The 25,386-nt window shown below is 32.2% G+C and carries 26 protein-coding genes and 1 riboswitch; of the genes, 16 read left to right on the top strand and 10 right to left on the bottom strand.

Annotation, left to right across the window (positions count from 1 at the left end):
* The first annotated feature begins 143 nt into the window (after nucleotides 1-143).
* Together purB and AAFN75_RS12725 are read left to right on the top strand one after the other, a co-directional pair.
* Nucleotides 144-1,487, top strand: coding sequence for an adenylosuccinate lyase (purB, locus tag AAFN75_RS12730; RefSeq protein ID WP_411806673.1), 1,344 nt, complete (start codon nucleotides 144-146; stop codon nucleotides 1,485-1,487).
* 10 nt (nucleotides 1,488-1,497) lie between these two features.
* Nucleotides 1,498-1,674 (top strand): hypothetical protein, encoded by a 177-nt coding sequence (locus AAFN75_RS12725; RefSeq protein ID WP_411806672.1) that lies wholly within the window; start codon nucleotides 1,498-1,500, stop codon nucleotides 1,672-1,674.
* 81 nt (nucleotides 1,675-1,755) lie between these two features.
* On the opposite strand, the gene AAFN75_RS12720 is transcribed toward AAFN75_RS12725, so the two are convergent.
* The 4 genes from AAFN75_RS12720 to AAFN75_RS12705 are packed head-to-tail and all read right to left on the bottom strand — an operon-like array spanning nucleotide 1,756 to nucleotide 3,884.
* Nucleotides 1,756-2,298 (bottom strand): DUF4252 domain-containing protein, encoded by a 543-nt coding sequence (locus AAFN75_RS12720; RefSeq protein WP_411806671.1) that lies wholly within the window; start codon nucleotides 2,296-2,298, stop codon nucleotides 1,756-1,758.
* Between the two features lie 18 nt (nucleotides 2,299-2,316).
* A complete protein-coding gene (locus tag AAFN75_RS12715; protein ID WP_411806670.1) occupies nucleotides 2,317-2,877 on the bottom strand; it encodes a DUF4252 domain-containing protein in 561 nt (186 codons plus the stop codon).
* A 34-nt stretch (nucleotides 2,878-2,911) separates the two neighbouring features.
* Nucleotides 2,912-3,388 carry a hypothetical protein gene (locus AAFN75_RS12710; RefSeq protein WP_411806669.1) on the bottom strand — a complete coding sequence of 159 codons (477 nt, stop codon included), beginning with the start codon at nucleotides 3,386-3,388 and terminating at the stop codon, nucleotides 2,912-2,914.
* The gene (locus tag AAFN75_RS12705; RefSeq protein ID WP_411806668.1) at nucleotides 3,375-3,884 is read right to left on the bottom strand and encodes an RNA polymerase sigma factor; all 510 of its coding nucleotides are present in this window, start codon (nucleotides 3,882-3,884) and stop codon (nucleotides 3,375-3,377) included. The genes AAFN75_RS12710 and AAFN75_RS12705 overlap by 14 nt, the downstream gene beginning before the upstream one ends.
* 406 nt (nucleotides 3,885-4,290) lie before the next feature.
* Between AAFN75_RS12705 and AAFN75_RS12700 the strand changes: the two genes are divergently transcribed.
* Nucleotides 4,291-5,724: a S41 family peptidase gene (locus AAFN75_RS12700; RefSeq protein ID WP_411806667.1), complete on the top strand. Its 1,434-nt coding sequence runs from the start codon at nucleotides 4,291-4,293 to the stop codon at nucleotides 5,722-5,724.
* Between the two features lie 11 nt (nucleotides 5,725-5,735).
* Entirely contained in the window at nucleotides 5,736-6,452 is a 717-nt protein-coding gene (locus tag AAFN75_RS12695; RefSeq protein ID WP_411806666.1) for a diphthine--ammonia ligase, read from the top strand.
* A 13-nt stretch (nucleotides 6,453-6,465) separates the two neighbouring features.
* Here the strand turns inward: AAFN75_RS12695 and AAFN75_RS12690 are convergent, their stop codons facing one another.
* The 4 genes from AAFN75_RS12690 to AAFN75_RS12675 all read right to left on the bottom strand — a co-directional run bounded on the left by AAFN75_RS12690 (nucleotide 6,466) and on the right by AAFN75_RS12675 (nucleotide 10,959).
* Nucleotides 6,466-6,624, bottom strand: a complete 159-nt coding sequence (locus tag AAFN75_RS12690) for a hypothetical protein (protein ID WP_411806665.1) — start codon at nucleotides 6,622-6,624, stop codon at nucleotides 6,466-6,468.
* 325 nt (nucleotides 6,625-6,949) lie between these two features.
* Entirely contained in the window at nucleotides 6,950-7,915 is a 966-nt protein-coding gene (locus tag AAFN75_RS12685; protein ID WP_411806664.1) for a T9SS type A sorting domain-containing protein, read from the bottom strand.
* Nucleotides 7,916-8,059: 144 nt separating this feature from the next.
* On the bottom strand, nucleotides 8,060-9,130 hold the full coding sequence (locus AAFN75_RS12680) for a YncE family protein (RefSeq protein ID WP_411806663.1): 1,071 nt from the start codon (nucleotides 9,128-9,130) through the stop codon (nucleotides 8,060-8,062).
* A 2-nt stretch (nucleotides 9,131-9,132) separates the two neighbouring features.
* Nucleotides 9,133-10,959 (bottom strand): TonB-dependent receptor plug domain-containing protein, encoded by a 1,827-nt coding sequence (locus AAFN75_RS12675; protein WP_411806662.1) that lies wholly within the window; start codon nucleotides 10,957-10,959, stop codon nucleotides 9,133-9,135.
* Between the two features lie 29 nt (nucleotides 10,960-10,988).
* Nucleotides 10,989-11,219, bottom strand: a riboswitch (cobalamin riboswitch).
* A 209-nt stretch (nucleotides 11,220-11,428) separates the two neighbouring features.
* Here AAFN75_RS12675 and AAFN75_RS12670 point away from each other — a divergent pair.
* From AAFN75_RS12670 to AAFN75_RS12620, 11 genes are all read left to right on the top strand, one after another.
* The gene (locus AAFN75_RS12670) at nucleotides 11,429-12,574 is read left to right on the top strand and encodes an ABC transporter substrate-binding protein (RefSeq protein WP_411806661.1); all 1,146 of its coding nucleotides are present in this window, start codon (nucleotides 11,429-11,431) and stop codon (nucleotides 12,572-12,574) included.
* 50 nt (nucleotides 12,575-12,624) lie between these two features.
* On the top strand, nucleotides 12,625-13,650 hold the full coding sequence (locus tag AAFN75_RS12665) for a FecCD family ABC transporter permease (RefSeq protein ID WP_411806660.1): 1,026 nt from the start codon (nucleotides 12,625-12,627) through the stop codon (nucleotides 13,648-13,650).
* A gap of 1 nt (nucleotide 13,651) precedes the next feature.
* On the top strand, nucleotides 13,652-14,443 hold the full coding sequence (locus AAFN75_RS12660) for an ABC transporter ATP-binding protein (protein WP_411806659.1): 792 nt from the start codon (nucleotides 13,652-13,654) through the stop codon (nucleotides 14,441-14,443).
* Between the two features lie 13 nt (nucleotides 14,444-14,456).
* A complete protein-coding gene (locus tag AAFN75_RS12655; protein WP_411806658.1) occupies nucleotides 14,457-15,101 on the top strand; it encodes a glycosyltransferase family 2 protein in 645 nt (214 codons plus the stop codon).
* Between the two features lie 74 nt (nucleotides 15,102-15,175).
* The gene (locus AAFN75_RS12650) at nucleotides 15,176-15,553 is read left to right on the top strand and encodes a hypothetical protein (protein ID WP_411806657.1); all 378 of its coding nucleotides are present in this window, start codon (nucleotides 15,176-15,178) and stop codon (nucleotides 15,551-15,553) included.
* Nucleotides 15,550-16,899, top strand: coding sequence for a hypothetical protein (locus AAFN75_RS12645; RefSeq protein ID WP_411806656.1), 1,350 nt, complete (start codon nucleotides 15,550-15,552; stop codon nucleotides 16,897-16,899). The genes AAFN75_RS12650 and AAFN75_RS12645 overlap by 4 nt, the downstream gene beginning before the upstream one ends.
* 359 nt (nucleotides 16,900-17,258) lie before the next feature.
* Nucleotides 17,259-17,576 carry an SCO family protein gene (locus AAFN75_RS12640; protein WP_411806655.1) on the top strand — a complete coding sequence of 106 codons (318 nt, stop codon included), beginning with the start codon at nucleotides 17,259-17,261 and terminating at the stop codon, nucleotides 17,574-17,576.
* Nucleotides 17,577-17,615: 39 nt separating this feature from the next.
* Nucleotides 17,616-18,671 carry a class I SAM-dependent methyltransferase gene (locus AAFN75_RS12635; RefSeq protein WP_411806654.1) on the top strand — a complete coding sequence of 352 codons (1,056 nt, stop codon included), beginning with the start codon at nucleotides 17,616-17,618 and terminating at the stop codon, nucleotides 18,669-18,671.
* Nucleotides 18,672-18,801: 130 nt separating this feature from the next.
* Nucleotides 18,802-20,193 (top strand): DNA recombination protein RmuC, encoded by a 1,392-nt coding sequence (locus AAFN75_RS12630; RefSeq protein WP_411806653.1) that lies wholly within the window; start codon nucleotides 18,802-18,804, stop codon nucleotides 20,191-20,193.
* A gap of 9 nt (nucleotides 20,194-20,202) precedes the next feature.
* A complete protein-coding gene (locus tag AAFN75_RS12625; RefSeq protein ID WP_411806652.1) occupies nucleotides 20,203-20,550 on the top strand; it encodes a 6-phosphogluconate dehydrogenase in 348 nt (115 codons plus the stop codon).
* Nucleotides 20,551-20,564: 14 nt separating this feature from the next.
* On the top strand, nucleotides 20,565-21,110 hold the full coding sequence (locus AAFN75_RS12620) for an acyl-CoA thioesterase (protein WP_144117000.1): 546 nt from the start codon (nucleotides 20,565-20,567) through the stop codon (nucleotides 21,108-21,110).
* A 270-nt stretch (nucleotides 21,111-21,380) separates the two neighbouring features.
* Here AAFN75_RS12620 and carB read toward each other — a convergent pair whose 3' ends face one another.
* Both carB and rpmH read right to left on the bottom strand, forming a co-directional pair.
* Nucleotides 21,381-24,233, bottom strand: coding sequence for a carbamoyl-phosphate synthase large subunit (carB, locus tag AAFN75_RS12615; protein ID WP_411806651.1), 2,853 nt, complete (start codon nucleotides 24,231-24,233; stop codon nucleotides 21,381-21,383).
* A 113-nt stretch (nucleotides 24,234-24,346) separates the two neighbouring features.
* Nucleotides 24,347-24,508 carry a 50S ribosomal protein L34 gene (gene rpmH, locus AAFN75_RS12610; RefSeq protein ID WP_034059443.1) on the bottom strand — a complete coding sequence of 54 codons (162 nt, stop codon included), beginning with the start codon at nucleotides 24,506-24,508 and terminating at the stop codon, nucleotides 24,347-24,349.
* A gap of 294 nt (nucleotides 24,509-24,802) precedes the next feature.
* Between rpmH and AAFN75_RS12605 the strand changes: the two genes are divergently transcribed.
* Entirely contained in the window at nucleotides 24,803-25,381 is a 579-nt protein-coding gene (locus AAFN75_RS12605) for a DUF2892 domain-containing protein (RefSeq protein WP_144116998.1), read from the top strand.
* The last annotated feature ends 5 nt before the right edge of the window (nucleotides 25,382-25,386 follow it).

The raw sequence follows: 25,386 nt of genomic DNA, 5'->3' as shown, positions 1-25,386 counted from the left end.
AAAGCCCGACCCTTGGGGCACGCCCAAATAATTAGTTGATAGAACCGAGATTACTATGAATTTGCTTTAATCTTAGCGTTTGTAACTTCGTACTTCTAACTTTCTTTTCTATCTTTGCAACTTCTTAAAACCAAACAAAAATTATGTCATTATCAGCATTAAATGCCATCTCGCCAATTGATGGTCGTTACAGAAGTAAAGTAAGTGAATTAGCGCCATATTTCTCTGAAGAAGCCTTAATAAAGTACCGTGTTTTGGTAGAAATTGAATACTTTATTGCGCTTTGTGAAATTCCGTTACCTCAACTTAAAGCTGTTGATACTGGTATTTTTGAGAGTTTAAGAGCGATTTATAATAATTTCTCATCGGAAGATGCGTTGGCTATCAAGAAAATTGAAAGCGTTACTAATCATGATGTAAAAGCTGTTGAATATTTTATAAAAGAGAAATTTGATGCTTTAGGATTATCTGAATTTAAGGAATTTATCCACTTTGGTTTAACATCGCAAGACATTAATAATACGGCTATTCCTTTAAGTATTAAGGAGGCGATGAATAATGTTTATGTGCCTGAATATTTAATAATTTTAGAAAAACTAAAAGACTTATCTAAAGACTGGGCTAACATACCAATGTTGGCTAGAACGCATGGGCAACCGGCATCTCCTACCCGTTTAGGAAAGGAAATTGAAGTTTTTGTAGTGCGTTTAGAAGAGCAATTTAACTTATTAAACGATATACCAAGTGCTGCTAAATTTGGTGGTGCGACTGGTAATTTTAATGCGCACCATGTGGCTTACCCAAACATTGATTGGAAAGCTTTTGGCGGACAGTTTGTACAAGAAAAATTAGGTTTACAACACTCCTTCCCTACCACTCAAATTGAGCATTACGACCATATGGCTGCTTTGTTTGATACTTTAAAACGTATTAATACCATTGTTTTAGATTTAGATAGAGATATCTGGACCTACGTATCGATGGATTATTTTAAACAAAAAATTAAAGCTGGTGAGGTTGGAAGCTCTGCAATGCCACACAAAGTAAACCCTATAGATTTTGAAAACTCTGAAGGAAACTTAGGAATTGCAAACGCTATTTTCGAGCACCTTTCCGCTAAATTACCTGTATCTAGATTACAACGTGATTTAACAGATAGTACGGTTTTAAGAAACGTTGGTGTTCCTTTTGGACATACATTAATTGGTTTTAAATCCACTTTAAAAGGTTTAAACAAATTACTTTTAAACGAAGGTAAATTTGCTGAGGATTTAGAAAATAATTGGGCGGTAGTTGCCGAGGCTATTCAAACTATTTTGCGTCGCGAAGGTTACCCTAACCCTTACGAAGCTTTAAAAGGCTTAACGAGAACCAACTCTAAAATAAACCAAGATTCTATATCAAATTTTATTGATACCTTAGAGGTCTCTAATGCTATAAAAGACGAATTAAAACAAATTACACCTAGTAATTACACAGGTATTTAATATTTAAACTATGATAAACGACAAACAAGCTTTAATACTAACAGGACTTATGATTGCTGGTATTTTTGTGTTTGGGGTTCTTAAAACCCTTGACAATTTTGTTGTTTTAACGGTACTTACTATTATCTTTTTTACTATTGTTTTAAGTATACTTTCTAAGAAGCGAAAACAGAACAATCAAGAATAAAATAGAATACCTATATATAACAAAAAAAGCTTCCTAAATCAGGAAGCTTTTTTTGTTATATAATGTTTTAAAATTAATGATCTATTTAAAAAAATTCATAATATTATCTAATTGCGCCTTATCTAGGTCTGCTTGTTTCATGGTCTCCATTAAAGTTATCATTTTTTCAGGATTCATATCGTCTCCTAATACTCTAACAATACCAAAACCCATTTCTGTATGGCTACCAAAAACAATAAACTCGTCGGTATTCTCATCATCTCCTAAATATTTAACTGCTATTTTATTTCCCCTATCGCTAAACTCCATAAGGTCATTATACTTACTATTACTTAAAATAGCTTTTACTCTTGCTACTTCGGTATTAAATGTTTCAAGATCTGTACTATCAGATTTGTATCCTAAAAAATTTAATTTATCTACAGAATTATAAGCCTCTTCTTGTGCTTCGGTAAAATTAGATTTATCAATCTCTATCATAGATAAAGGAAAATCTTGCGAAATAAAGTTTTTAGTCTCTTGGTGGTCTACAAAATAGCGTTGCAAACTCACATCATTACCACAGCTAGTAAAACTAACAACGGTAATTAATGCGATTGCTAAAAGTTTGATTGTTCGTTTCATGATCGATTAATTGATGGTTTATTTATTTTTTTCAAGATGTTGTCCACCTGGAATATTCATTTTATCGGTAAGTTTCGAGATTTGATTAAGATCAATATCTCCAGTAAGCGATACCACTACAGTTTCAATTTTACGTTCCTTACCGTTAATTTCAATTTTCTCTTCCATTTTACTATCAATGCCGTTTACAAAAATTAATAGCTCTTTTACATGGTCTACATCTTTACCTTCTTTTACGTAAAACTTAACCTCGCTGCCATCATCCTTAACTTCCATTAATTCCTCTAAGCCACCAGAACGCGATGTAACCCATTTAGAAATTTCAGCTGCAATAGTTTTATTATCGGTAACAATAGTTTTAAAACTAGTAATACTCTGTACCATATCCATATAAGCTCTAGCCTCGGCATCGTCAATATTAATACCCATTTTAGCTATCATTTGAAACATTTTAGGCTTTATCGATACATAAGTAACATCGGAGTTGTCACTATATTTTTCAAAAATATCTTTCTGTGCCATACCTACTAAGGGTACTAACATCAGGGCCATTACGAATACTATTAATTTATTTCTCATTGTTCTTGTTTTTAATTTATTTGTGATCATTTCTTTAATACGTTTTAAAAATTATACTTGTTGTATTTTCAACCTCGTTAAGATATCCTAACGTCGAAGTTCCTTTACTCACCTCATTAAGATAGCTAACCGTTGCTGCGCCTTTATTAAATTTAGACGAAATCATTTCCATAGATTTCGTAAACTCATTAAACGCTAATTCGGGATCTTCATACGTACCTAAATCACCTTGACCTAAAGTAGTACCAAAATAAAACCCTAGCATAAGCACTGCTACTGCTGCGACAGAAATCCATTTGTAATTAAAATTACGGGTTGTTTTTAAAGGAACGTCTTTAGTAAATTGCTCTTGCTTGTTTACCAAAAAATACGCGAACATAGGCTTGTACACTTCTAAATGTGGCGCTACAGTTTCTTGCGAAAAATAGTTTTTTAACTGCTGCTCTTCTTTAAGCGATGTCTCACCGTTTTCATACTTTTCTAGTAATTTTTCTATATTATTTAACACCATAACTATGTGTATTTGTTAATTTTTCTCTTATTGTTTTTCTTGCTCTCGATAAGGCTACACGTACCGCTGTATTATTCATTTCCAGCATTTTTGCAATCTCATCCAAATCATAATCCTCAATATCTCGTAATTGGATTATCATTTTTTGTTGTTCTGGTAAATCGGCTATAATTTTCCCTACCCAATTCACACTATCATTTAATTCTACTTGCTTTTGTAAAGGCGTATTTTTCTCTTCATAATTACTATGCACCAATTTTAAATTTTGTGCTTGTTTAGATTTTAATTTATCAAAACAGTAATTCTTGGTCATCGTCATGGAAAAAGCCTCAACATTTTTATACTCGGTTATTTTCACCTTATTATTCCACAATTTCAATAACACTTCTTGCGTGGCATCTTCTGCCTCTTCTGTCGATACTAATAAGCGTTTCGCTAATCGAAATACTTTATCCTTAAAAGGCATTACAATATTTAAAAACTCCTTTTGAGTCATTTTGGTTTGGTTTAAATAAAACAGCTTGGTTACGGCTATTTCTATTACGACGACACAGTATTTAATTTGTTACACAGCAATTAAAAAAAAAATTTTTTGGGGCGTAACCCTGTCGGGTCGGGCTTTCACAAGTCGCTCTCAAAGAGGAGCTCCAACAATTGCTCAATCCCTTACGCGGGTGTATCCGCCAAATTACAGCAAAACCGCCAACTAATATCTATATTTTTAAACAAGAATAATACGTATACCTAATACACTTCAAAATAACTGATTAAACTCGTTTGTATTTTCTTTAGCTAAACTATAATTCAACTTTATTATCAATCATTTTTAAAATTAATTCGGTATTACGCAATAATGTAAGTATTTTTAAAGTTTTACCGACTACCTATATAAATTGTAAAATATGAACAAGTTAAATGCCCTAATACTAATATTTGCAGCCCTTCTATTTACCAATTGCTTTGAAGATAACGATGATATTGCTGCTACAGACAACGATATAAACGATTTTATATATAGCGGCATGAATATTTTTTATTTATATAAAGATAACATCCCTAATTTGGCAGATAACCGATTTTCTAATAACGCCGAATACTCTGCGTTCCTAAATAATTTTGAATCGCCATTTGATTTATTTAATAGCTTTTTATACCAACCAGACACTGTAGATCGGTTTAGTTGGATTGTAGACGATTACCTTGCCTTAGAGCAACAATTTCAAGGTAACACCATAACAAATGGTATGGAATACGCCTTATTTGCAGCACCAAATAGTGCAACCGAAGGTTTTGGTGTTATACGCTTAGTACTGCCTAATAGTCCTGCAGATAATGCGGGTTTAAAACGTGGCGATATATTTTATGCTATAGATGGTCAAAGACTTACTAACAATAATTTAAGAACGCTACTTGGTCAAGACTCCTATACGCTTAACCTAGGGTTTTATAATGATAAAAATACTGCAGAAACTACAGACGATAGCATAGACTCATTAAATGAAGATATACCAGTTGGAAAAGTGCAATATACCGAAGATCCTATTTACGACACTCAAATTATAAATGTAGGTGGCGAAAATGTGGGTTACCTAATGTACAATGGATTTACATCTGGTTCAGAAAATGAATTAAATACAGTTTTTGCAGATTTCAAATCTAATAACGTGCAACATTTAGTGGTCGATTTAAGATACAACCCAGGCGGTTCGGTAAGTACAACGGCATATTTGGCTAGTATGATTACCGGTCAATACACTGGCGAAGTCTTCGAAAAATTAATATACAATAGTACTTTACAAAACAATAATACCGATTTTAATTTTGCTAGTAAGTTAGACGATGGTACTACAATAAACAGTTTAGGTTTAAACAAAATATACGTTTTAGCCACAGGAAGTTCTGCCTCGGCAAGCGAAGGATTAATAAATGGTTTAGAACCTTATTTAGAGAATGTGGTTAAAATAGGCAGCAATACGGTTGGTAAAACACAGGCCTCAAGAACACTGTACGATTCTCCAGATTTTGCCAGACAAGGTGCAAATCCAAGTCACACCTACGCTATGCAACCTTTAATAGCCAATGGAGTTAATAAAAACAATGAAACTGTTCCGGGTGATGGTTTACCGCCTTCAATAGGTTTTGAGTACGACGAAAACCCACTTAATTATGGCGTTTTAGGCGATGTAAATGAACCCATGCTAGCACTTGCTCTTGCAGATATCGAAGACTCAATGGCTAAATTTCAAGCCATTAAATCGAAATCAGCACAATCCTTTAAATTATTAATGGAGAGTAATGAATTAAACCCACTTGAAGGTGGCATGATTATCGACTAAAACCTATTTTATTGAAAACACTAAAAACCTACTTCAACTGGAGCTCTGGTAAAGATTCTGCTTTAGCGCTACACTACCTATTACAAGACGAACGTTTTACTATAAACGAGTTAATTACAACCGTAAACAGCCATTACAATCGCGTTTCTATGCACGGTTTAAGAAAGGAGTTACTTATAGCCCAAACAAAAGCTATTGGTATTCCTGCTAGTTTAATAGAACTACCGGAAATGCCAAGTATGGCCGTTTACGAACAAAAGATGCTTGAAACTACTTCAAGACTAAAAAAAGAAGGCTTTACGCATACCGCTTTTGGCGATATATTTCTAGAAGACTTAAGAGCTTACAGAGAACAGCAATTGGAAAAACAAGGAATTACTGCTGTGTTTCCGCTTTGGAAAAAGGACACCAAAGCACTATTAAACGACTTTTTAGATTTAGGTTTTAAAACTATTGTGGTTTGTGCTAATTCAAAATATTTTGGAGAAGATTTTGTTGGTACTATAATCGACAAACATTTTATAGACAATTTACCCGAAGGTGTAGATCCTTGCGGCGAAAACGGCGAGTTTCACACCTTTTGTTTTGATGGCCCTATTTTCAAGAAGCCTATAAACTTTACAATAGGAGAAAAAGTATACCGAGAATATAATGCGCCAAAAACCGACAAGGATTCGGTTTGCACTACAGATAATTATGGTATTTGGTACTGCGATTTAATGCCTTAAATAAAATAAGATTTTATTTAGCTCCTTGGCTTTTATTTCTATTATTTATGCGCCTTTCAACATCTTTAAAATAACGCTTTTCTTTATATTTTCTTATAACAAACACTGTTATAGCTATTAAGCCTAGAAGCATCATGCCACCTTGACCTGTTAAGTATTCAATTAATTTCATTACTTGTAATTATGGGTATTGTAAGTCGGTGATAAAGATAAAACTTTCATAATAAAGTTTATTTTTTAGAATTAAATAGTTATCCTTCAAATATATTATAATACTTGTTTTAGGTTATAGGTATTGTAAGTTTTTAAAAACCTTGTAAATATAGAATACAAAAAAAAAGTAAACCTACAAGGTCTTGGAGACCTCGCAGGTTAGTAAAACTCTTTTCTAAACCAGTAATTTTGTTGAATTTTTATCATCTTATAAATAAATGACAACATAAAAAAGACTGCCCAAAATAGGCAGCCTTCTCTCAAACAACATAAAATAAGTAAAGTTATTTCTTTATTAATCTTTGAGTATACACACCTGTTTTATTCGATAATTTCACGATATAAACACCCGCTGTTAGTTGGTTAATAGCCACCGGAACTTCAGTATTACTTACAATTTGTTTGTGTACCAGACGTCCAGAAACAGAGTATATAGATACGGTTCCCGATTTAGCAACAGAAAAATGACTTGAAGCCGGATTAGGATATAAAGCAAGCGTACTTTTATTGGTATTATTCAGACTTAAGGTTGCCGCATTAATAACCCCAACAGCATCTAAATCGAATCCAGACGAACCAAACGGCGTTGCATACGGGTCGTTTACAATATTGCCATAACTATCATAAGTTGCATAAGTGGGATCGATAGTTCCAATTACATCAATAAGTTTTATGTGAGTTATAGCATTTTTATTTAACAGTGCATGATCTGGAATATCATCTAAATTGAAAGGTGTACCATAACTCGCTCTATATTTTCCTGCAAAATTATAAATGTATGTTGGGTCAACACTACCAAAACCACCAACTTGTGTATTCGTTTGCGTTTGGCTGTGCGAAGGGAACCTAAAGTAGTTTACACCATCTGAGCTTACTTCAACAAAAGCCAATTCTAAAAAGGTATCGCTAAAACTATTTTCAAAAACAGCAAAATCAAAACCAGAATTATTGCTTATCGCATTCGCGAAGGTTAAAATTGCGGTACCACCATCGCCAAGACTTACAATTTGTCCATTCGATTTATTGGTGGCGTTTTCTGGCGTTCCAAAGTTTGCTGCATCTCCTGTTGGGTTTGTAATATTTTGAGGTCCTCGAACTACCATAACTCCTGTTGCCCAAGCAATAAAATCTTCAGAATCGCGATGAATAGCTGTGGTGCCTTCTGCTCCTACTTTTGGGGCGTAAGATTGTGCTATTACAGATAAATTAAACAGTAAAAAAAGTACTAAATTGAGGGAATTTTTCTTCATAATTTTTAAAATTTGATGTAAAAAAAACAGTTACAAAAATGCAACTGTTCTTATATGTTGTTATTTACTTTCTAATATTAACCCCTTAAAATCATAGTTATAGCATAACTTTAGTGATTAAATTTTCTTTATAATTAATTATTTTTAGTTAAAATAAATTTTAGCCGCTCCAATTGATAACTCAATGGTTTCCATAAGAGATGCGCTATCTAAATCGTAAATAAGTAAATCGCTTTCTTCTGTAAAATTAGAGTTGGCTACGTATAACGTATCATCATCCACAGAAATTCCATAGGCGCTAATTGATGTTACATCTAAAATAGCTGATGTTGGCAAAGCATCACTACTATCATCTAATTCGTATACTTCACCATTCAAAATATAAAACAACTCATCATCATCATGAGCCATTATACTTGGGTGCTCTCCACTAGCAAATTCCATGACATCCAAAATAGCAGCAGTACTGGTGCTTATACGAGTAATTGAAGCCAAAGTTTCTACTGCTGGAGTTAACCAATATTGATTAGCACCACTACATAAAACGACTAAGTTCCCATTGGAATCTAAAGCCATTGCTCCCGGAGCGTCATTAACTTCTAAAGTTCCAACATTATTGTCTGATGTGTCAATTACAGAAATAATATTGTTTACTCCCCAACCTCCTTTATGTGAGACGTATAACATATACCCTTTTTCTAAAATATATTCAGGCCCTTCACCTACATGAATGGTATTTGAAACGGTATTTGTTGCTAAATTAATTATAGCCACAAAATCATCAGTAGAATCACCGCCGTCTCCCCAGTTTGTAACATAGCCTTTTCCGTTTGAAATAGTCATATATCTTGGATTGACTAAGCCTGAATTAATAGTAGCAACAGACTCAAATGTGTAACGGTTTACAACTTCTATTTTATTAGAAACATTTAAAACAATATAAGCTAAATCATCACTAAAGGTTACGCTTTGTGCTGTATCCCCTAATGGCAAGCCATTTACGTTACTAAAAACATTATTTTCGACTGTTAAAAAATCATCTGACACAAATGATACAGAGGCATTTCCTTGCCCAAAATTACCTTCGTGAGAAATTAATAATCCATTTTCATAATGGCCTTTTGGCACCACTGGATTGTCATCGTTATCTTCACTACAAGAGGTAATAAAAATATTTGTTAATAAGGCTAATACTAGTAATTTGTTGATTTTCATTTTTAAAATTTAATTGTTGTTTGTATTTTAAAGTTTCTATTTGGCATGGGCCTTAAGGCCACATTTTCGTAATATGTATTGTATAAATTGTTAAGTTTAAAATCTATAGTATAATTCACTTTTTTCTTTTGATTGAAGACATAACTTAACCCAATGTTACCAAAATCATAACTAGATAATGAGTTTCCTATAATAGAAACTTTGCCATTAAAAAGATGTTGATAAAACATTGAAAAACGATTATAACCATAAGCCACATTTAAATTACCTTTATGAAAAGGCACATAAATAAGCTGCTTATTCGTTTCTAAATCTTCTGAAACAGTATACGAGTAATGACCCGAAAAATGAAGTTGATGCTTATTAATGGTGTAATGCGATTTCACCTCTAATTCGGCTCCATAACTCGCAACCTCTCCAATATTTACTGGCGACCATATACTTGTATTATTCGGTACCCACTGAATCATGTCTTTGGTATTAATATAATAGCCATTTAGCTTTACATTAAAATTAGGGTAATTAAAATTTTGTCCTAAATCTATTTGGTAAGACGATTCTGGAACCAAATTTAAATTACCTCCTGGTTGCCAATACAAATCGTTAAATGTAGGAATACGGTAGTTTTTAGAACCGTTTATTTGAATATGATAATGTTCAAATAAATCAAAACCAGCATCAACAGAAAATACAAAGGGTCTCTCACCTCCTGTTATAAAATCTTGTCTAAGGTTAATGCCGTAACGAATTACGTTATTGAGTTTGTGATTAATTAACGCTGTTGTAGAAAATGCGTTTCTTACCGGTTCCTTAAAACTATCTCCTTTTCCCTTTGTGCTTGAATATTCTAATATGGTTTTAAACTGTAGTTTATCGCTAAAACGTATATTAAAATTATGATTAACCAAAAGTGTATTTACACTACCTAAACTAAAATTAGTTTTGTCTTTGTTTTCAAAATATTTAAACAATTCGTGTAAATGCACTGCTTTTACTTTCGAGCTAAATTTTCCGGAAGTTCTAGCCCACTCTAACATGGTTCTAAAATTTTCGTCCTCGTATTTACTTCTAGAAGGAGCGACTAGCGTTCCGGAAAAGTTTCGATTTCCAAAATAACTTTGATGGTATAGTTTGATAATATCCTTGTTAGAAACATAAAACCCTAAATTGGCGTTTAAATTGAGATTATTAAACGCACCATTTCCATTTATTTGGTCTGTACCTAAGTATTTATAATCGTTATCGGAATCTACATAAGTTACAGCAACATTACCGGTATATAATTTAGTACCAAAAGCCGTATTAAAACCTAAGTTTTTAGAGTTAAAACTTCCGTATTCTGTTCTTAAAACCGTTTCAAAATGCTCGGTAAAACTTAAATTATTATTTAAATGAATACTTCCACCAATAGTACCACTTCCATATTGTACACTTCCTCCACCGCTTCTAATAGCTATGGAATTATAGTTGGATGTATTAATAGTATTAAAATCTGTTTGACCGTTAAGTTGCGAGTTTATATTTATGCCATTCCAGACTACTGCTGTTTGCGATGCATTGGTTCCCCTAAATGAGGGCGACGACACCATACCAAAACCGTTTTCTTTAAAATATAGATTGGAATTAAAAGCCAGTAAACCGGTTAAAGACGTCGCATTACTATTAATAATAGAATCTGAAAGTATTTCTATTTTTATACCATTTGCGTAATCTATTAGCTTGGTATCGCTAATTACAACTTCGTCTAACTTTTGCACAGCATCAATCTGAGCTTTTGCTACAGTAGAAAAGCCAAATACAAATGGTAGTAATATGTATATATTTTTCATAAATCTTTAAAACTCTTTACCCGAGAGTTATTTTAGATGATGAAAATGGCAGGTCTCCTGACTTATCTAATGTTGCTTTTCCTTCCCAGCGAAACGCCAGTGGTTGTAGTACACAACACCCTCTTTATGAGGCGCTAAAACATGTTTAGCATAAACTTACAGTTGCGGGAACAGTTCTGGAATTAATTATAAAATTGCACCAGATTCCCTTTTAATTCGTTTTGCATTTACAAAACAAAACCAAAATTCATTGCAAAAGTAAAGGATTTATATAAAGTAAACAGATAAAACTTTACTTTTTCTTATTCATTTTATAGAGTAGATAAATAAAGCCTGCAAGAAAATGAACTATAATAACTACAGCTACTATATATATTGTTAAATTTGACCCGTTTCGCATAGGTTTAATATTTTCCATAAAATTAATTATCTAATAAAACATAGCGCGTTACTAATGTTACATGAGTGTATGAAGTCTAAACTATTTTTATTATTACTACTTGTTATTTGCTTCAATTGTAAAAATGAACCAAAAGAACACATTGAAGAACTTGAAACAAGCCAAGACTTACTTGTAAAATATGCCGAAGGCTTTTCGATTAAAAATTACAAAAACTATAAAGTTTTAACCATTGAAAAACCTTGGCCTAATGCCGATAAAAGATTTAAACATGTTTTAATCAGTAAAGAGAATGCTGCCAAAACTAGCTTTATGACGGGTGAATATGATGGTATTATTATCAATCCTATTCAGAAAATAGTGGTAACATCTACTACACATATTCCGGCATTAGAGCTTTTAGATGTTGAACAAACGTTAATAGGATTTCCTGGAACCGATTATATTTCATCTGAAAAAATAAGAGCACAAATAAACAACGGAAACATAAGAGAATTAGGGAAAAATGAAGGTTTAAACACCGAAATCCTTTTAGAATTAAACCCAGATTTAGTTGTCGGTTTTGGAATAGATGGCAAAAACCGCTCATTAGAAACCATAAAAAAAGCAGGAATACCGGTTATTTTTAATGGCGATTGGGTAGAACGTTCTCCCCTAGCTAAAGCCGAATGGATTAAGTTTTTTGGTGCCCTTTACAATAAAGAAAACAAAGCTGATTCTATATTTAATTCCATAGAAAAAGATTATTTAGAAGCTAAACACCTAGCAAAAAACATAAAAGATAATCCAACAGTTTTAAGCGGCGCCATGCATAGCGATATTTGGTATTTACCTAATGGCACAAGTACCGAAGCACAACTTTTTAAAGACGCTAATGTTAACTATTTGTGGCACGACACCAATGGCGTTGGTAGTTTAAAATTGAATTTTGAATCGGTTTTTGTGAAAGCTAAAAGTGCCGATATTTGGCTAAGTCCTTCAAATTATTCTAGCCTAGAAGCTTTAGAAAACGGAAATAACAACCATACGCTTTTTGATGCATTTAACACCAAAAACATCTATACATTTACCAATACAACAGGCGCTTCCGGAGGTGTTTTGTATTACGAATTAGGTATGACCAGACCTGATATTGTCTTAAAAGACCTTATTAAAATTTGCCATCCAGAATTATTAGAAAATTACAAACCTTACTTTTTTAAAAAATTAAAATAATTAAGCATCAAACCTGTCAGGTATAAAAATAAAATCACTAAACTCGTAAAATGCCAAAAAACTACACATATTCATTTATTTCACTAAGCATCATTTTAATAGTGTGCTTTTTTATGAATATTAGTCTTGGCTCTGTATCTATTCCTTTAGAAGCAGTTTTTAATGGTTTATTGGGTAAAACCACAACGCAGGAAACATGGCAATTTATTATACAAAACTATAGATTGCCAAAAGCCTTAACTGCTATAATTGTAGGTTCGGGTTTGGGTATTTCGGGACTTATTATGCAAACCCTATTTAGAAACCCTTTAGCTGGCCCTTTTGTGTTAGGCATTAGCTCTGGTGCTAGTTTAGGCGTTGCTTTAGTTATTTTAGGCTCTAGCGCTTTTGGTGGTGTTTTCGCTACTTTATTTGTTTCTAAATGGGGTATTGTAATAGCTGCTAGTTTAGGAAGCTTTCTAGTTTTATTGGCTGTTTTAATGGTGTCATTAAAAGTAAGAGATACCATGGCTATTTTAATAATTGGCCTCATGTTTGCGAGTATCACAGCGGCAATAGTTAGTGTCCTCTCCTATTTTGGCTCAGCCGAACAATTACAGCAATATGTATTTTGGGGGTTTGGTAGTTTAGGGAATTTATCTTGGACAGATCTTACCATTCTGTTTATAATATACAGTATCGGTTTAATTCTAGCCATATTTTCAATTAAAGCATTAAACACATTACTTTTAGGCGAAAACTACGCTAAAAGCTTGGGGTTAAACATTAAAAGAAGCCGTTTAATTATTATCATTTCCACAAGTTTATTAGCAGGAACTATAACAGCTTTTACTGGCCCCATAGCGTTTATTGGTTTAGCCATACCGCACCTTACAAGACAAGTATTTAACACTTCAAATCATAAAATTCTTTTACCAGCGGTATTTTTATTTGGTGCTATTGTCATGTTACTTTGCGATAGTATTGCTCAATTACCTCATAGCGAACTAACGTTACCTATTAATGCTATAACCGCTTTAATAGGTGCACCTGTAGTAATTTGGTTATTAGTTAGAAAACGAAAAATGGTATTTTAATATGAATAATAAGGAGCCAATTATCATTTTAAAAACCAAAAATTTATCTATTGGTTATGTTTCTAAAAAGAAACAGACGTCTATTGCTTCAAATATAAATATCGAATTAAAAAGAGGGGAACTTGTTGGCTTAATTGGTGCAAACGGCATAGGAAAATCGACATTATTACGAACCTTAACACAAGTTCAAAATCCTCTAGAAGGCACTATTGAAATTGACGGTAAAAACGTATCGGATTTTGCGCCGTTAGAATTAGCCAAAGTGATGAGTTTGGTGCTTACCGAACAAATCACATCCAAAAACCTCTCCGTTTTTGAGTTGGTTGCTTTAGGCAGACAACCGTATACCAACTGGATAGGTACCATGTCAAAACAAGATACCATAGCTATAAATAATGCTCTAGAACAAACTAATATTATAGAATTAAAACATAAAAAGTGTTTTGAGCTTAGTGATGGGCAATTACAAAAAGTCATGATAGCACGTGCTTTGGCTCAAGATACAGACTTAATTATTCTAGACGAGCCAACAACACATTTAGATATGTATCATAAAGCATACATTTTAAAATTGCTTCAGAGGCTAGCTAAAGACACCAATAAAACGATTCTGTTTTCGTCTCATGAAATAGATTTGGCTATTCAGTTGTGTGATACAATGATTGTGTTTTCAGCAGAAAGAGTAACATCGAACACACCACAAAACTTAATTAAAAATGGTATTTTTGACTCTTTGTTTCCAAAAGATTTAATAACTTTTGATTACAACACTAAAACCTTTATTATTAAATAACTTTAAGTCACTCATGAACTTCAAAACATTATCTATAATTATTCCTGTGTATAATGAGGAAAACACAATTACTTCAATTTTAGATAAAGTAAAGGCAGTTAAACTTATAAATAATATTGCTAAAGAAATTATATTAGTTAATTATTATTCTACTGATAACTCAGAACTTATAATTTCAAATTACATAGAAATAAATAGTGGTCTTGATGTTAAATACTTTAAGCAAGATAAAAATTATGGAAAAGGAGCTGCTATTAAAAAAGGAATCGCAATTGCTACCGGTGAATTTTTAATTATTCAAGATGCCGATTTAGAGTACAATCCAAACGAATACAACATTTTAATACAACCTGTAATAGATGGTTTTGCAGATGTGGTTTATGGCTCTAGGTTTATGGGAAGTAAACCACACCGTATTTTATTCTTTTGGCACACTATTGGCAACAAATTTTTAACATTTTTAAGCAATATGCTAACTAATCTAAATCTTACAGATATGGAAACATATTATAAGCTTTTTAATAGCAAAATGATTAAAAGTTTGAATCTGAAAGAAAACAGATTTGGTTTTGAACCCGAAGTAACAGCTAAAATTTCTAGATTTCCTGATGTTCGTAAATACGAGGTTGGAATTTCTTACTATGGTAGAACTTATTAGGAAGGTAAAAAGATTAATTGGAAAGACGGTCTTAGAGCAATTTATTGCATATTAAAGTACAATATCTTAAATAGATGAAAAAAATAAGTTTTATAATATTCTTTGTATTAATACTATTTGTGTTTAACTATAAATTACAATCTTTTAAAACGCTTAATCAATTAGACAATTTAGAATTAGTAACAAAAGATTTAAAGCCACTTTTAAATATTAATAAAATCACTTTTTATGATTCTAATTCAAGTTCTTTCGCTCAATTTTTTAAAACTAAATTTGGAGTAGCTCCATATCGTTTAAAAAAAATGGAATCTTATACTACAAAAGAAGATATGGTTCTAATCATAGATAGTATTTCAGTTAAACAAACTCCTTATAATATAAATTTATTTGACTTAGTATATTCAAAAAAAGAGAAAGGTTATCATATTAAGCTTATTAAAAAAATTAAATGATTTCATTATTAACTTTATTATCACTATCGATAACCATATTTATGGTCATGGAAAACAAGACTATAGTAAATAACAGTATAATACATGCTATTTTATCGTGTATTGTTGGGGCAATACTCCTTTCTTATAGCTACACGGTTTCTTTATTTTGTCATGTAAACCCTAAAATCATTCAATTTATATTAATACTAACTTGTTGGCTTTATACAAGTTTGAATATTAAAATATTAAAAAAAACATTACAAACTCAATTCTGTTTCACTGTAAAAACTTCCTCATGGGTTATAGGCCTATTAAGCCTTCTTATTTTTACTGTTTTTTTCTTGTTTTTTTCTGAAAAATGGGGAGCTTGGGATGCTTGGGCTATCTGGAGTCTTCATGCAAAATTTTTAACTTTTCAGGATAATTATATATATTTATTCAAATTTACGTCCATCTATTCTCACACAGACTATCCGCTTATGCTTCCTAGCTTCATTGCAAGTATTTGGAGCTCTTTTAATAATATAAGCGCAATAGTGCCTTTATTAACTGCCTTCTTTTCTTCGGTTTCCTTAATCCTATTATCTAGTGCTTCACTCATTGGTAAAAGCCAAACCAAGTATTGGATCTTAAGTTTAGTATTTTTATGTGTTTCACCAATAGTTTACAGGACTGGCAGTTATCAATATGCAGACACTTTACTTGCTTTATTCTTCTTAATACCATTTATAATTCTTAATAATACAAGCAAACTCAATAAATATACTTTACTTTTTTTAGGCTTTTTTGTAGCATCCGCTGCTTTTGTTAAGAACGAAGGCATTGTTTTCTTTTTAATATTCTCAGTTCTATTTTTTTTTAATAGAAAGAAAATGAATACTTGGTACATTTTAGGTGCTTTTGGGCCTTTGTTAATTATTACATACTTCAAGATTAAAATAGCGCCGACTAATGATTTAATTGCTGAACAAGACATAGGTTTTCTAAGTAAATTATTTGAAATAAAGCGTTACGGAACCATTCTACTACACGCAGTTAAAAACTTGATTAACATACACTTGCCTGTTACATTATTAATAATTTCACTTTTAATATTGAATTTTAAGCGCCTTAAAGAGTTTGGCTATAATGTTATTTTTATAATGTTATTTTCATATTTTATGGTATACGTGTTAACACCTAAAAATTTAGAATGGCATTTAACAACATCATTTGGGAGATTAATACATCACGTTACACCCGCCTTATTTTATTTATTAATTTTAAGTACAATTCAAAATAAAACTTTGAATCTAAAAATAAATCATTTAATTCACGTTTTTAAATTAGATAACATATTAAAACAAGCTGATAAGGATTTTTAATCCCTATACACTTATCCCTAAAATAGGCTCTAATTTACCCACTCCATTAACTGCAACCACTTAATACTTTTAAGTTTTTGGAAATAACCTCCTCCTTTTTTTTCCAAAAAGATTTAATAGCTTTTGATGATAAAATAGGAAATTTCAGAATCAACAAATAGATTTTATCACTAAATTTAACTATATTTATATAATTGAAAATCAAAACATTAACACTCTCCCCTTTTGAATTGTTTTTAGTATTTTATTAAAAGATACTCAAATGAAAAATTTAAAATCAATATCACTTTTATGGGCTACTTGTATATGCCCTATTGTTTCTAGTTGTAAAAACAAAACCACAAAACAAAACCCGGCACTTGCATCAATCGATTTCGGTAACACCAGAAATTGACAATATTTCTGTTTTTAAAACCTATGCCACAAAAAAAGGTGTGATAGACAAAAAAAGGAACGTTACCACAGACAATAAAAAACACATTTATAATTTAGCTCGAAAAAGCTATTTCGCCTTTGTACAACAAGGAGATGGAGGTTTACAAGATTTTATTCATACTCCTAACTTTATACTAATAGACAAGAAAAAACAAATACGTGGTATTTATAATGGCATAGAAGATAAAGAGATAGAACGTATAATTGAAGATATATATGCATTAAAAGCATTCCCTAATTAATAGCTAAGTACAGATTATTAACAATCTAAATTTATAATTATGGAATTAAATGAAACAAAATTAAACGACTTACTAGGCAAAGTAGTTACAGAAATGGGAGCCGCTGCCAATGGCCCTTTGGTCACTATTGGAGATAAATTAGGCCTGTACAAAACACTCTCAGAGTCTGGGGCAATGTCTTCAAAACAATTAGCAGATGCTACTCATACTGCCGAGAGATATATTCGAGAATGGGCTTCTGCACAAGCCGCTTCTGGTTATATTAATTATGATGATAACACCAATACCTTTTCCATGTCTCCGGAACAAACCATGGTATTTGGAAATGCCAAAAGCCCTGTATTTATGACCGGTGCATTTTATGCCATTTCATCCTTATATTTTGATGAACCAAAACTTGAAAAAGCTTTTAAAACTGGCGATGGTGTTTCATGGGGAGACCATAATACCTGTTTGTTTTGTGGTACTGAAAAGTTTTTCAGTCCATCCTATGAAGGAAATTTAATTGATAACTGGTTACCTTCTTTAGATGGTGTGGTTGAAAAATTAAAACAAGGAGCAAAAGTCGCAGATATTGGTTGTGGTCATGCCGCATCTACTATCATTATGGCTAAAGCATTTCCAAACTCCAGTTTTGTTGGTTATGATTATCATGAAAAATCTATAGAACAAGCAAAAGAAAGAGCTAAAGATGCAGGCGTTACCAATACATCATTCGCCGTTGCAAAAGCAAAAGATTTTCCAGGAAAAGACTATGACTTTATAACCTTTTTTGATTGCTTACATGATATGGGTGATCCTGTTGGAGCCTGTAATTATGTAAAAAAAGCTTTAAAACCAGATGGCACGCTAATGGTTGTGGAGCCTTTTGCAAACGACTCATTACAAGAAAACTTAAATCCTGTAGGGCGCGCTTTTTATGCCTTTTCAACGCTACTTTGCGTGCCATGTTCTTTAAATCAAGAAGTTGGTAAAGCCTTAGGCGCACAATCTGGCGAAAAACGGTTAAAACAAACCATTACTTCGGGTGGTTTTTCTAGATTTAAGAGAGCTACTGAAACACCTTTTAACCTAATTTTAGAAGCCAGACCTTAAATTCGCTTAGAATATTAAAACCTATATTTTAATAAAAACTATATTCAGTGAAGAATCTTCTTTAATCTAGGTTCTTCACTTCCCTTTGAATAGCAAAATACCTATCTTTGAGGAAATTTCAATCCTCTTAATGAACAACAGTCTTATTCTCATTATCGCAATACTAATTTCCGCAGGAATAGGTGGTTATTTAGGTATGCTTTTTACAAAACTTAAAAGTAAAAGCGAACAAAGCACGCTTGAAGAACGTAATACAAACCTGCAACTACAAATTGATGATTTAAAAGCACATCATCAAACCGAAAACGAAAAGCAAAACCAACATTTTTCAAATCAAATTGAAGAACTGCGTCAAATTATATCTAAAACAGAATTGGAGCGTGAAGAAATTAGACGTGAAAAGGATTTTTTAAACACGGAATTGGCTAGGAAAAATTCAGAATTTGAAAATCTTCAAGAATTAAACTTAAAACGCGATAAAGAATTAGAGCTACGCCAAGAACAACTTCGCAAAGATTTTGAACTTTTAGCTACCAAAATACTGGATGAAAAATCGGAAAAATTCACCCTTCAGAATAAAGAAAACATTAAAAATATTTTAAATCCGCTTCAAGAAAAGATTAAAACTTTTGAAGAAAAGGTAGATTTAACCCAAAAGGAAAGCATTAGTATGCATTCGGCTTTAAAGGAGCAGTTGTTAGGCTTAAAAGATTTAAACCAGCAAATGACAAAAGAAGCCACAAACCTTACAAGAGCTTTAAAAGGCGATAGTAAAATGCAAGGAAATTGGGGTGAACTGGTTTTAGAGCGCGTGCTAGAAAAATCTGGTTTAGAGAAAGATAGAGAATATTTTGTACAGCAAAATTTTACTCGGGAAGATGGTACACGTGTATTACCAGATGTTGTTTTAAACCTTCCTGACGGGAAAAAAATGATTATTGATAGTAAAGTATCTTTAACCGATTACGAACGTTTGGTAAATGCAGATGATGATGATAAACCTATGCATTTAAAGGCGCATGTAAATTCTATTAGAAGGCATGTAGATCAACTTTCGGAAAAAAATTACCAAGATTTATACGATATAGAATCGCCAGATTTTGTGTTGTTATTTATACCTATAGAACCTGCTTTTGCAGTTGTTGTAAATGAAGACAACTCTATTTATAACAAAGCTTTTGAAAAGAATATTGTTATTGTAACACCTTCTACGTTATTGGCTACATTGCGAACTATTGATAGCATGTGGAATAACGAAAAACAACAACGTAACGCCATTGAAATAGCCAAACAAGCTGGAAATTTATATGATAAGTTTGAAGGCTTAATGAAAGATTTAATAGGTGTTGGTAAAAAAATTGATGCATCGAAGGTGGACTATAATTCTGCTATGAACAAGTTGTTTGAAGGCAGAGGTAATTTAATTACCAGTGTTGAAAAACTTAAGAAAATGGGTGCAAAAGCTAAAAAAGCACTTCCAGAAGCTATAATTAAACGTGCGCAAGACGACGACGATATTTAAACTTATTTTATGAAATTTCTATTTAAAACATTTATAATCTTCCTTTTAATAATTGCTGGTTATTTCAGCTTTATATACTTTGTACATTATAGCGAAGGTGTACGCGCAGGGAAACTCGTTAAGTTTAGTAGCAGAGGTATGCTTTTTAAAACCTGGGAAGGCGAAATAAGCCAAGGCGTATCAGAATCGCAAATATTTATTTTTTCGGTGGAAGACAACCAAAAAGAAGTTATTGAAGACCTAACTAAGTATCAAGGTAAATTTGTAAAACTCCATTATTTTGAGCGTTACAAAACTTTATTTTGGCTAGGCGATACCAAATATTTTATTACACAAGTAGTAGAAGAAAAAAACTAAAACCAACACATAATATGTTTAAACACGCTAAAGATTCTCAAGTATCAATTACAGAACTTATGTTACCGGCGCACTCTAATTTTAGTGGTAAAATTCATGGTGGGCATATTTTAAATTTAATGGATCAAATTGCATTTGCTTGTGCATCAAAACACTCTAGACATTATTGTGTTACAGCATCGGTAAACAAGGTTGATTTTTTAAACCCTATTGAAGTTGGCGAATTAGTTACCCTTAAAGCATCGGTAAATTATACAGGTAGAACCTCTATGGTTATTGGACTTCGTGTTGAATCTCAAAACATTCAAACGGGAGAAATTAAGCATTGTAACTCGTCTTATTTTACTATGGTTGCCAAAGATGAAAACGGTAAAAACGTTAAGGTGCCTGGTTTAATTTTAGATAGTAAACAAAGTATTAGACGTTTTGCCAGAAGTATTGCTAGACAGGAACAAACAAGAACACGATCTTCTAGGTTTAATTCATCTGAATTTAAAATGGAAGAGCATTTGGACTTAATTAAAACACAAAATGCAACTATCGAGCTGTTTGAGTCTTAGTTGTTGTATTCCATAATTTATAAAAGCAAACATTAACCATTAGTGTTTAGATAAACTTTAGCGGATAGTTGCGTTAGGGATTGAAGCGGCATCCTTTTTTTTAACTAATAAGCAAAACCTTTTTATAAACTATAGGCTTATAAATTGCCGCAATGCCTAATCCTAACAATGCCTTAAAAAAAAAGATATAGCGGAAAGCCCGACCCTTGTGGTAACGCAAAAAAAAAATCCCGTATAAAACGGGATTTTTAAGTTTATATTATAATCTGTTTATTTACTTAAATACATTTTACGTCTTGAGTATAAATCGTAAAACGCATCATCTTTTAAGCTGTCTATAAATAAGATGCTTTCTCCAGTACTTTTCATTTCTGGTCCTAGTTTCTTATTTACATTATGGAATTTATTAAACGAGAATACTGGTTGTTTAATAGCATAACCATTTAACTTTGGTTTGAAATCGAAATCTGTTACCTTCTTCTCTCCTAACATTACTTTTGTTGCATAGTTTACATAAGGCTCTCCATATGCTTTCGCTATAAAAGGAACCGTTCTTGATGCTCTAGGATTCGCTTCAATTATGTAAACTGTGTCGTCTTTAATTGCAAACTGAATGTTTATTAAACCTACTGTATTAAGCGCTAATGCGATTTTTTTAGTATGGTCTACAATTTGTTGCATAACTAAGTCGCCTAAGTTAAATGGAGGTAATAATGAGTTACTATCTCCTGAGTGGACACCACATGGCTCGATGTGTTCCATGATACCTATAATGTACACATTTTCACCATCGCAAATGGCATCGGCTTCTGCCTCAATAGCACCATCTAAATAATGATCTAATAGTAATTGATTCCCTGGCATTCTGCTTAATAAATCGACTACGTGTTTTTCAAGCTCTTCTTTGTTTATTACAATTTTCATCCCTTGACCTCCTAATACATAAGAAGGACGCACTAATATTGGAAAATCTAAAACATCGGCAATTGCAGCAGCTTCATCGGCTGTTGTAGCAATATCAAACTCTGGGTAAGGAATGTTGTTTTCTTTTAATAATCTTGAGAAATGTCCTCTATCTTCAGCTAAATCTAAAGATTCGAAGCTAGTTCCTAGTATTTTAATACCGTATTTTGTTAGTTTTTCGGCTAGTTTTAAGGCTGTTTGCCCACCAAGCTGAACGATAACACCTTCTGGTTTTTCGTGCTTAATAATATCGTAGATGTGTTCCCAGAATACAGGCTCGAAGTATAATTTATCGGCTGTATCAAAATCGGTTGAAACCGTTTCTGGATTACAGTTAATCATGATGGTTTCGTAACCACATTCTGCAGCGGCTAGTACACCGTGAACACAACAGTAATCGAACTCAATTCCTTGACCAATTCTATTTGGACCAGAACCTAAAACAATCACTTTTTTCTTGTCTGACACTACACTCTCGTTATCTGCATAACGGTTACCATCGGCAGTTTCCATATCACTCTCGAAAGTAGAATAGTAGTATGGTGTTTTTGCTTGAAATTCGGCAGCACAAGTATCAACTAATTTATAAACTCTATTTACTCCTAACTCTTCTCTCTTACTATATACTTGACTCTCTAAACAGCCTAACATGTGTGCTATTTGCCTGTCGCCGTAGCCTTTTTGTTTTGCTTCTAATAGCAAATCCTTTTGTATAGTATCAATAGTGAAGGTTGAAATTTCGTTATTTAAGAAATGTAAATCTTCGTATTGCTTTAAGAACCACATATCGATTTTAGTAATCTCGTGGATTCTACTTAATGGGATTCCCATTCTAATAGCATCATAAATTATAAAAACTCTATCCCATGAAGCATACGTAAGTTTTTCTATAATTTCATCATAGTTTTTATTCTCTTTTCCATCGGCACCTAAACCATTACGCTTAATTTCAAGCGATTGTGTTGCTTTATGAAGTGCTTCTTGAAATGAGCGCCCAATACCCATAACTTCACCTACAGATTTCATTTGAAGCCCTAAGGTACGGTCTGATCCTTCAAACTTATCGAAGTTCCAACGTGGTATTTTTACAATTACATAATCTAAAGTAGGCTCAAATAAAGCTGAAGTCGATTTTGTAATTTGGTTATTCAATTCATCTAAATGATATCCTAAAGCTAATTTAGCAGCAATTTTTGCAATAGGATAACCTGTTGCTTTACTCGCTAATGCTGAAGAACGCGAAACACGTGGGTTAATTTCAATAGCAATAATATCCTCTTTTTCATCTGGACTTACTGCAAATTGCACGTTACAACCACCTGCAAAATCACCAATATTACGCATCATGTGGATAGCCATATCACGCATTTTTTGATACGTTTTATCGCTTAAAGTCATTGCTGGAGCTACAGTTATAGAATCTCCTGTATGAATACCTATTGGATCCATATTCTCGATAGAACAAATAATTACAACATTATCGTTTGAATCTCTAAGTAACTCTAACTCATATTCTTTCCAGCCTATTAAAGCCTTATCAATCATTACTTCGTGAATTGGAGAAATCTCTAATCCGCGAGTTAATAATTCATCAAAATCTTCTTCTTTATAAACAAAGGATGCTCCTGCACCACCTAGAGTAAACGAGGCTCTAATAATTAAAGGGAAACCAAACTCTTGTGCAATTTCTTTACCTTTTAAATAAGAAGTTGCTGTTGCTTGAGGAGCCATTGGAATGCCTATTTTAAGCATTAACTCTCTAAACTTCTCTCTATCTTCAGTAATATTAATTGCATCAATATTAACACCAATAATTTCTACATCAAAATCTTTCCAAATGCCTTTTTCATCAGCTTCAATACATAAATTTAAAGCAGTTTGACCACCCATTGTTGGTAAAACGGCATCAATTTGTGGATGTTCTTTTAAGATTTGAATAATCGATTTTGTATTTAAAGGCAGTAGGTAAACATGATCGGCCATAGCTGGATCGGTCATGATTGTTGCAGGATTAGAATTGATTAGAATGGTTTCAATTCCATCTTCTCTAAGCGAACGTAAAGCTTGAGTTCCAGAATAATCAAATTCACATGCTTGACCAATTACAATAGGACCTGAGCCAATAATTAATATCGATTTTAGTTTAGGATTTTTCGGCATTTTTACTCGTTATTATGTTGTACTTTAATGTGTTGCAAAAATAGTAATCACTAGATATAAAAAAAGGCATTACCGTTAAGTAATACCTTTTAATTATCAACAATTGTTAATCATTATTTTTTATGTCTAGTTTCTGTTGAAACAGATAATTTTTTTCTTCCCTTAGCTCTTCTACGAGCTAATACCTTTCTACCATTAGCAGAAGCCATTCTTTCTCTGAAACCATGTTTGTTTCTTCTTTTTCTTTTTGACGGCTGAAACGTTCTTTTTGGCATAACTTATTTTTTTAAATCTGTATAGTATTTTATGTATGAATGGCTGTGTTAAAACCGAGGGCAAATATACAAAGCCTTTATTACTTTGCAAATCATTTTTAAAAAAATTTAATAAATATTTTTAAGAACGCAAAAACACATGCTAGACCTTTATTTATTTGGGGTAACCCTATACTTTGTCAATTATCTATATGCATATTTTAATAAAAATTTAGTTTCTTTGCACTCTTAAAACCTCAAAGCTGTTTATTTTAATAATTAAAAACCGCTTTTTTCTATTATAAATATAAAATTATGTACAATAAAATTATAAAACTAATCATTGCAGCAGGAATCATTGCTTTTGCTATTTATCAATTTACAGAAGGTGAAATTGGAAACGGTATTGCCCTTATATTTTTATCGCTAATATTTATATTTCTATATTTTAAAAATGAGTTTATTTTACTTGCCTTTTTAAGATTAAGAAAACAAGATTTTGAAGGTGCTAAAAAATGGCTAAACAAAATTAAAAATCCTGAGGCTGCATTAGTAACAAAGCAACAAGGTTACTTTAATTATTTACATGGTATAATGGTTTCTCAAGATAATATGAATGAAGCCGAGAAATACTTTAAAAAATCGCTTTCATTAGGTTTATCTATGGATCATGATATTGCCATGGCTAAATTAAATTTAGCAGGTATTGCTTTTTCTAAACGCAGAAAACAAGAGGCTCAAAAATTACTATCTGAAGCACAGAAGCTGGACAAACAAGGCATGCTTACAGAACAGATTAAAATGATGAAACAAAACATGAAGCAAGCCGCTGGTCCTACCCAACATTATGGTGGAGGCGCTTCAGTAAGATCTCAAAAAAGAAGAGGTAGATAAACTCA

It is taken from the genome of Algibacter sp. AS12 (genome assembly GCF_046736315.1).
Lineage (GTDB): Bacteria > Bacteroidota > Bacteroidia > Flavobacteriales > Flavobacteriaceae > Algibacter_B > Algibacter_B amylolyticus.
The sequence above is the reverse complement of the archived record's forward strand: the minus strand, read 5'-3'. Positions and strand labels throughout refer to the sequence as shown.

Coding starts and splice junctions, on each gene's coding strand:
- purB (WP_411806673.1), top strand. CDS start 144: ATGTCATTATCAGCATTAAATGCCATCTCGCCAATTGATGGTCGTTAC.
- AAFN75_RS12725 (WP_411806672.1), top strand. CDS start 1,498: ATGATAAACGACAAACAAGCTTTAATACTAACAGGACTTATGATTGCT.
- AAFN75_RS12720 (WP_411806671.1), bottom strand. CDS start 2,298: ATGAAACGAACAATCAAACTTTTAGCAATCGCATTAATTACCGTTGTT.
- AAFN75_RS12715 (WP_411806670.1), bottom strand. CDS start 2,877: ATGAGAAATAAATTAATAGTATTCGTAATGGCCCTGATGTTAGTACCC.
- AAFN75_RS12710 (WP_411806669.1), bottom strand. CDS start 3,388: ATGGTGTTAAATAATATAGAAAAATTACTAGAAAAGTATGAAAACGGT.
- AAFN75_RS12705 (WP_411806668.1), bottom strand. CDS start 3,884: ATGACTCAAAAGGAGTTTTTAAATATTGTAATGCCTTTTAAGGATAAA.
- AAFN75_RS12700 (WP_411806667.1), top strand. CDS start 4,291: ATGAACAAGTTAAATGCCCTAATACTAATATTTGCAGCCCTTCTATTT.
- AAFN75_RS12690 (WP_411806665.1), bottom strand. CDS start 6,624: ATGAAATTAATTGAATACTTAACAGGTCAAGGTGGCATGATGCTTCTA.
- AAFN75_RS12685 (WP_411806664.1), bottom strand. CDS start 7,915: ATGAAGAAAAATTCCCTCAATTTAGTACTTTTTTTACTGTTTAATTTA.
- AAFN75_RS12680 (WP_411806663.1), bottom strand. CDS start 9,130: ATGAAAATCAACAAATTACTAGTATTAGCCTTATTAACAAATATTTTT.
- AAFN75_RS12675 (WP_411806662.1), bottom strand. CDS start 10,959: ATGAAAAATATATACATATTACTACCATTTGTATTTGGCTTTTCTACT.
- AAFN75_RS12670 (WP_411806661.1), top strand. CDS start 11,429: ATGAAGTCTAAACTATTTTTATTATTACTACTTGTTATTTGCTTCAAT.
- AAFN75_RS12665 (WP_411806660.1), top strand. CDS start 12,625: ATGCCAAAAAACTACACATATTCATTTATTTCACTAAGCATCATTTTA.
- AAFN75_RS12660 (WP_411806659.1), top strand. CDS start 13,652: ATGAATAATAAGGAGCCAATTATCATTTTAAAAACCAAAAATTTATCT.
- AAFN75_RS12655 (WP_411806658.1), top strand. CDS start 14,457: ATGAACTTCAAAACATTATCTATAATTATTCCTGTGTATAATGAGGAA.
- AAFN75_RS12650 (WP_411806657.1), top strand. CDS start 15,176: ATGAAAAAAATAAGTTTTATAATATTCTTTGTATTAATACTATTTGTG.
- AAFN75_RS12645 (WP_411806656.1), top strand. CDS start 15,550: ATGATTTCATTATTAACTTTATTATCACTATCGATAACCATATTTATG.
- AAFN75_RS12635 (WP_411806654.1), top strand. CDS start 17,616: ATGGAATTAAATGAAACAAAATTAAACGACTTACTAGGCAAAGTAGTT.
- AAFN75_RS12630 (WP_411806653.1), top strand. CDS start 18,802: ATGAACAACAGTCTTATTCTCATTATCGCAATACTAATTTCCGCAGGA.
- AAFN75_RS12625 (WP_411806652.1), top strand. CDS start 20,203: ATGAAATTTCTATTTAAAACATTTATAATCTTCCTTTTAATAATTGCT.
- AAFN75_RS12620 (WP_144117000.1), top strand. CDS start 20,565: ATGTTTAAACACGCTAAAGATTCTCAAGTATCAATTACAGAACTTATG.
- carB (WP_411806651.1), bottom strand. CDS start 24,233: ATGCCGAAAAATCCTAAACTAAAATCGATATTAATTATTGGCTCAGGT.
- rpmH (WP_034059443.1), bottom strand. CDS start 24,508: ATGCCAAAAAGAACGTTTCAGCCGTCAAAAAGAAAAAGAAGAAACAAA.
- AAFN75_RS12605 (WP_144116998.1), top strand. CDS start 24,803: ATGTACAATAAAATTATAAAACTAATCATTGCAGCAGGAATCATTGCT.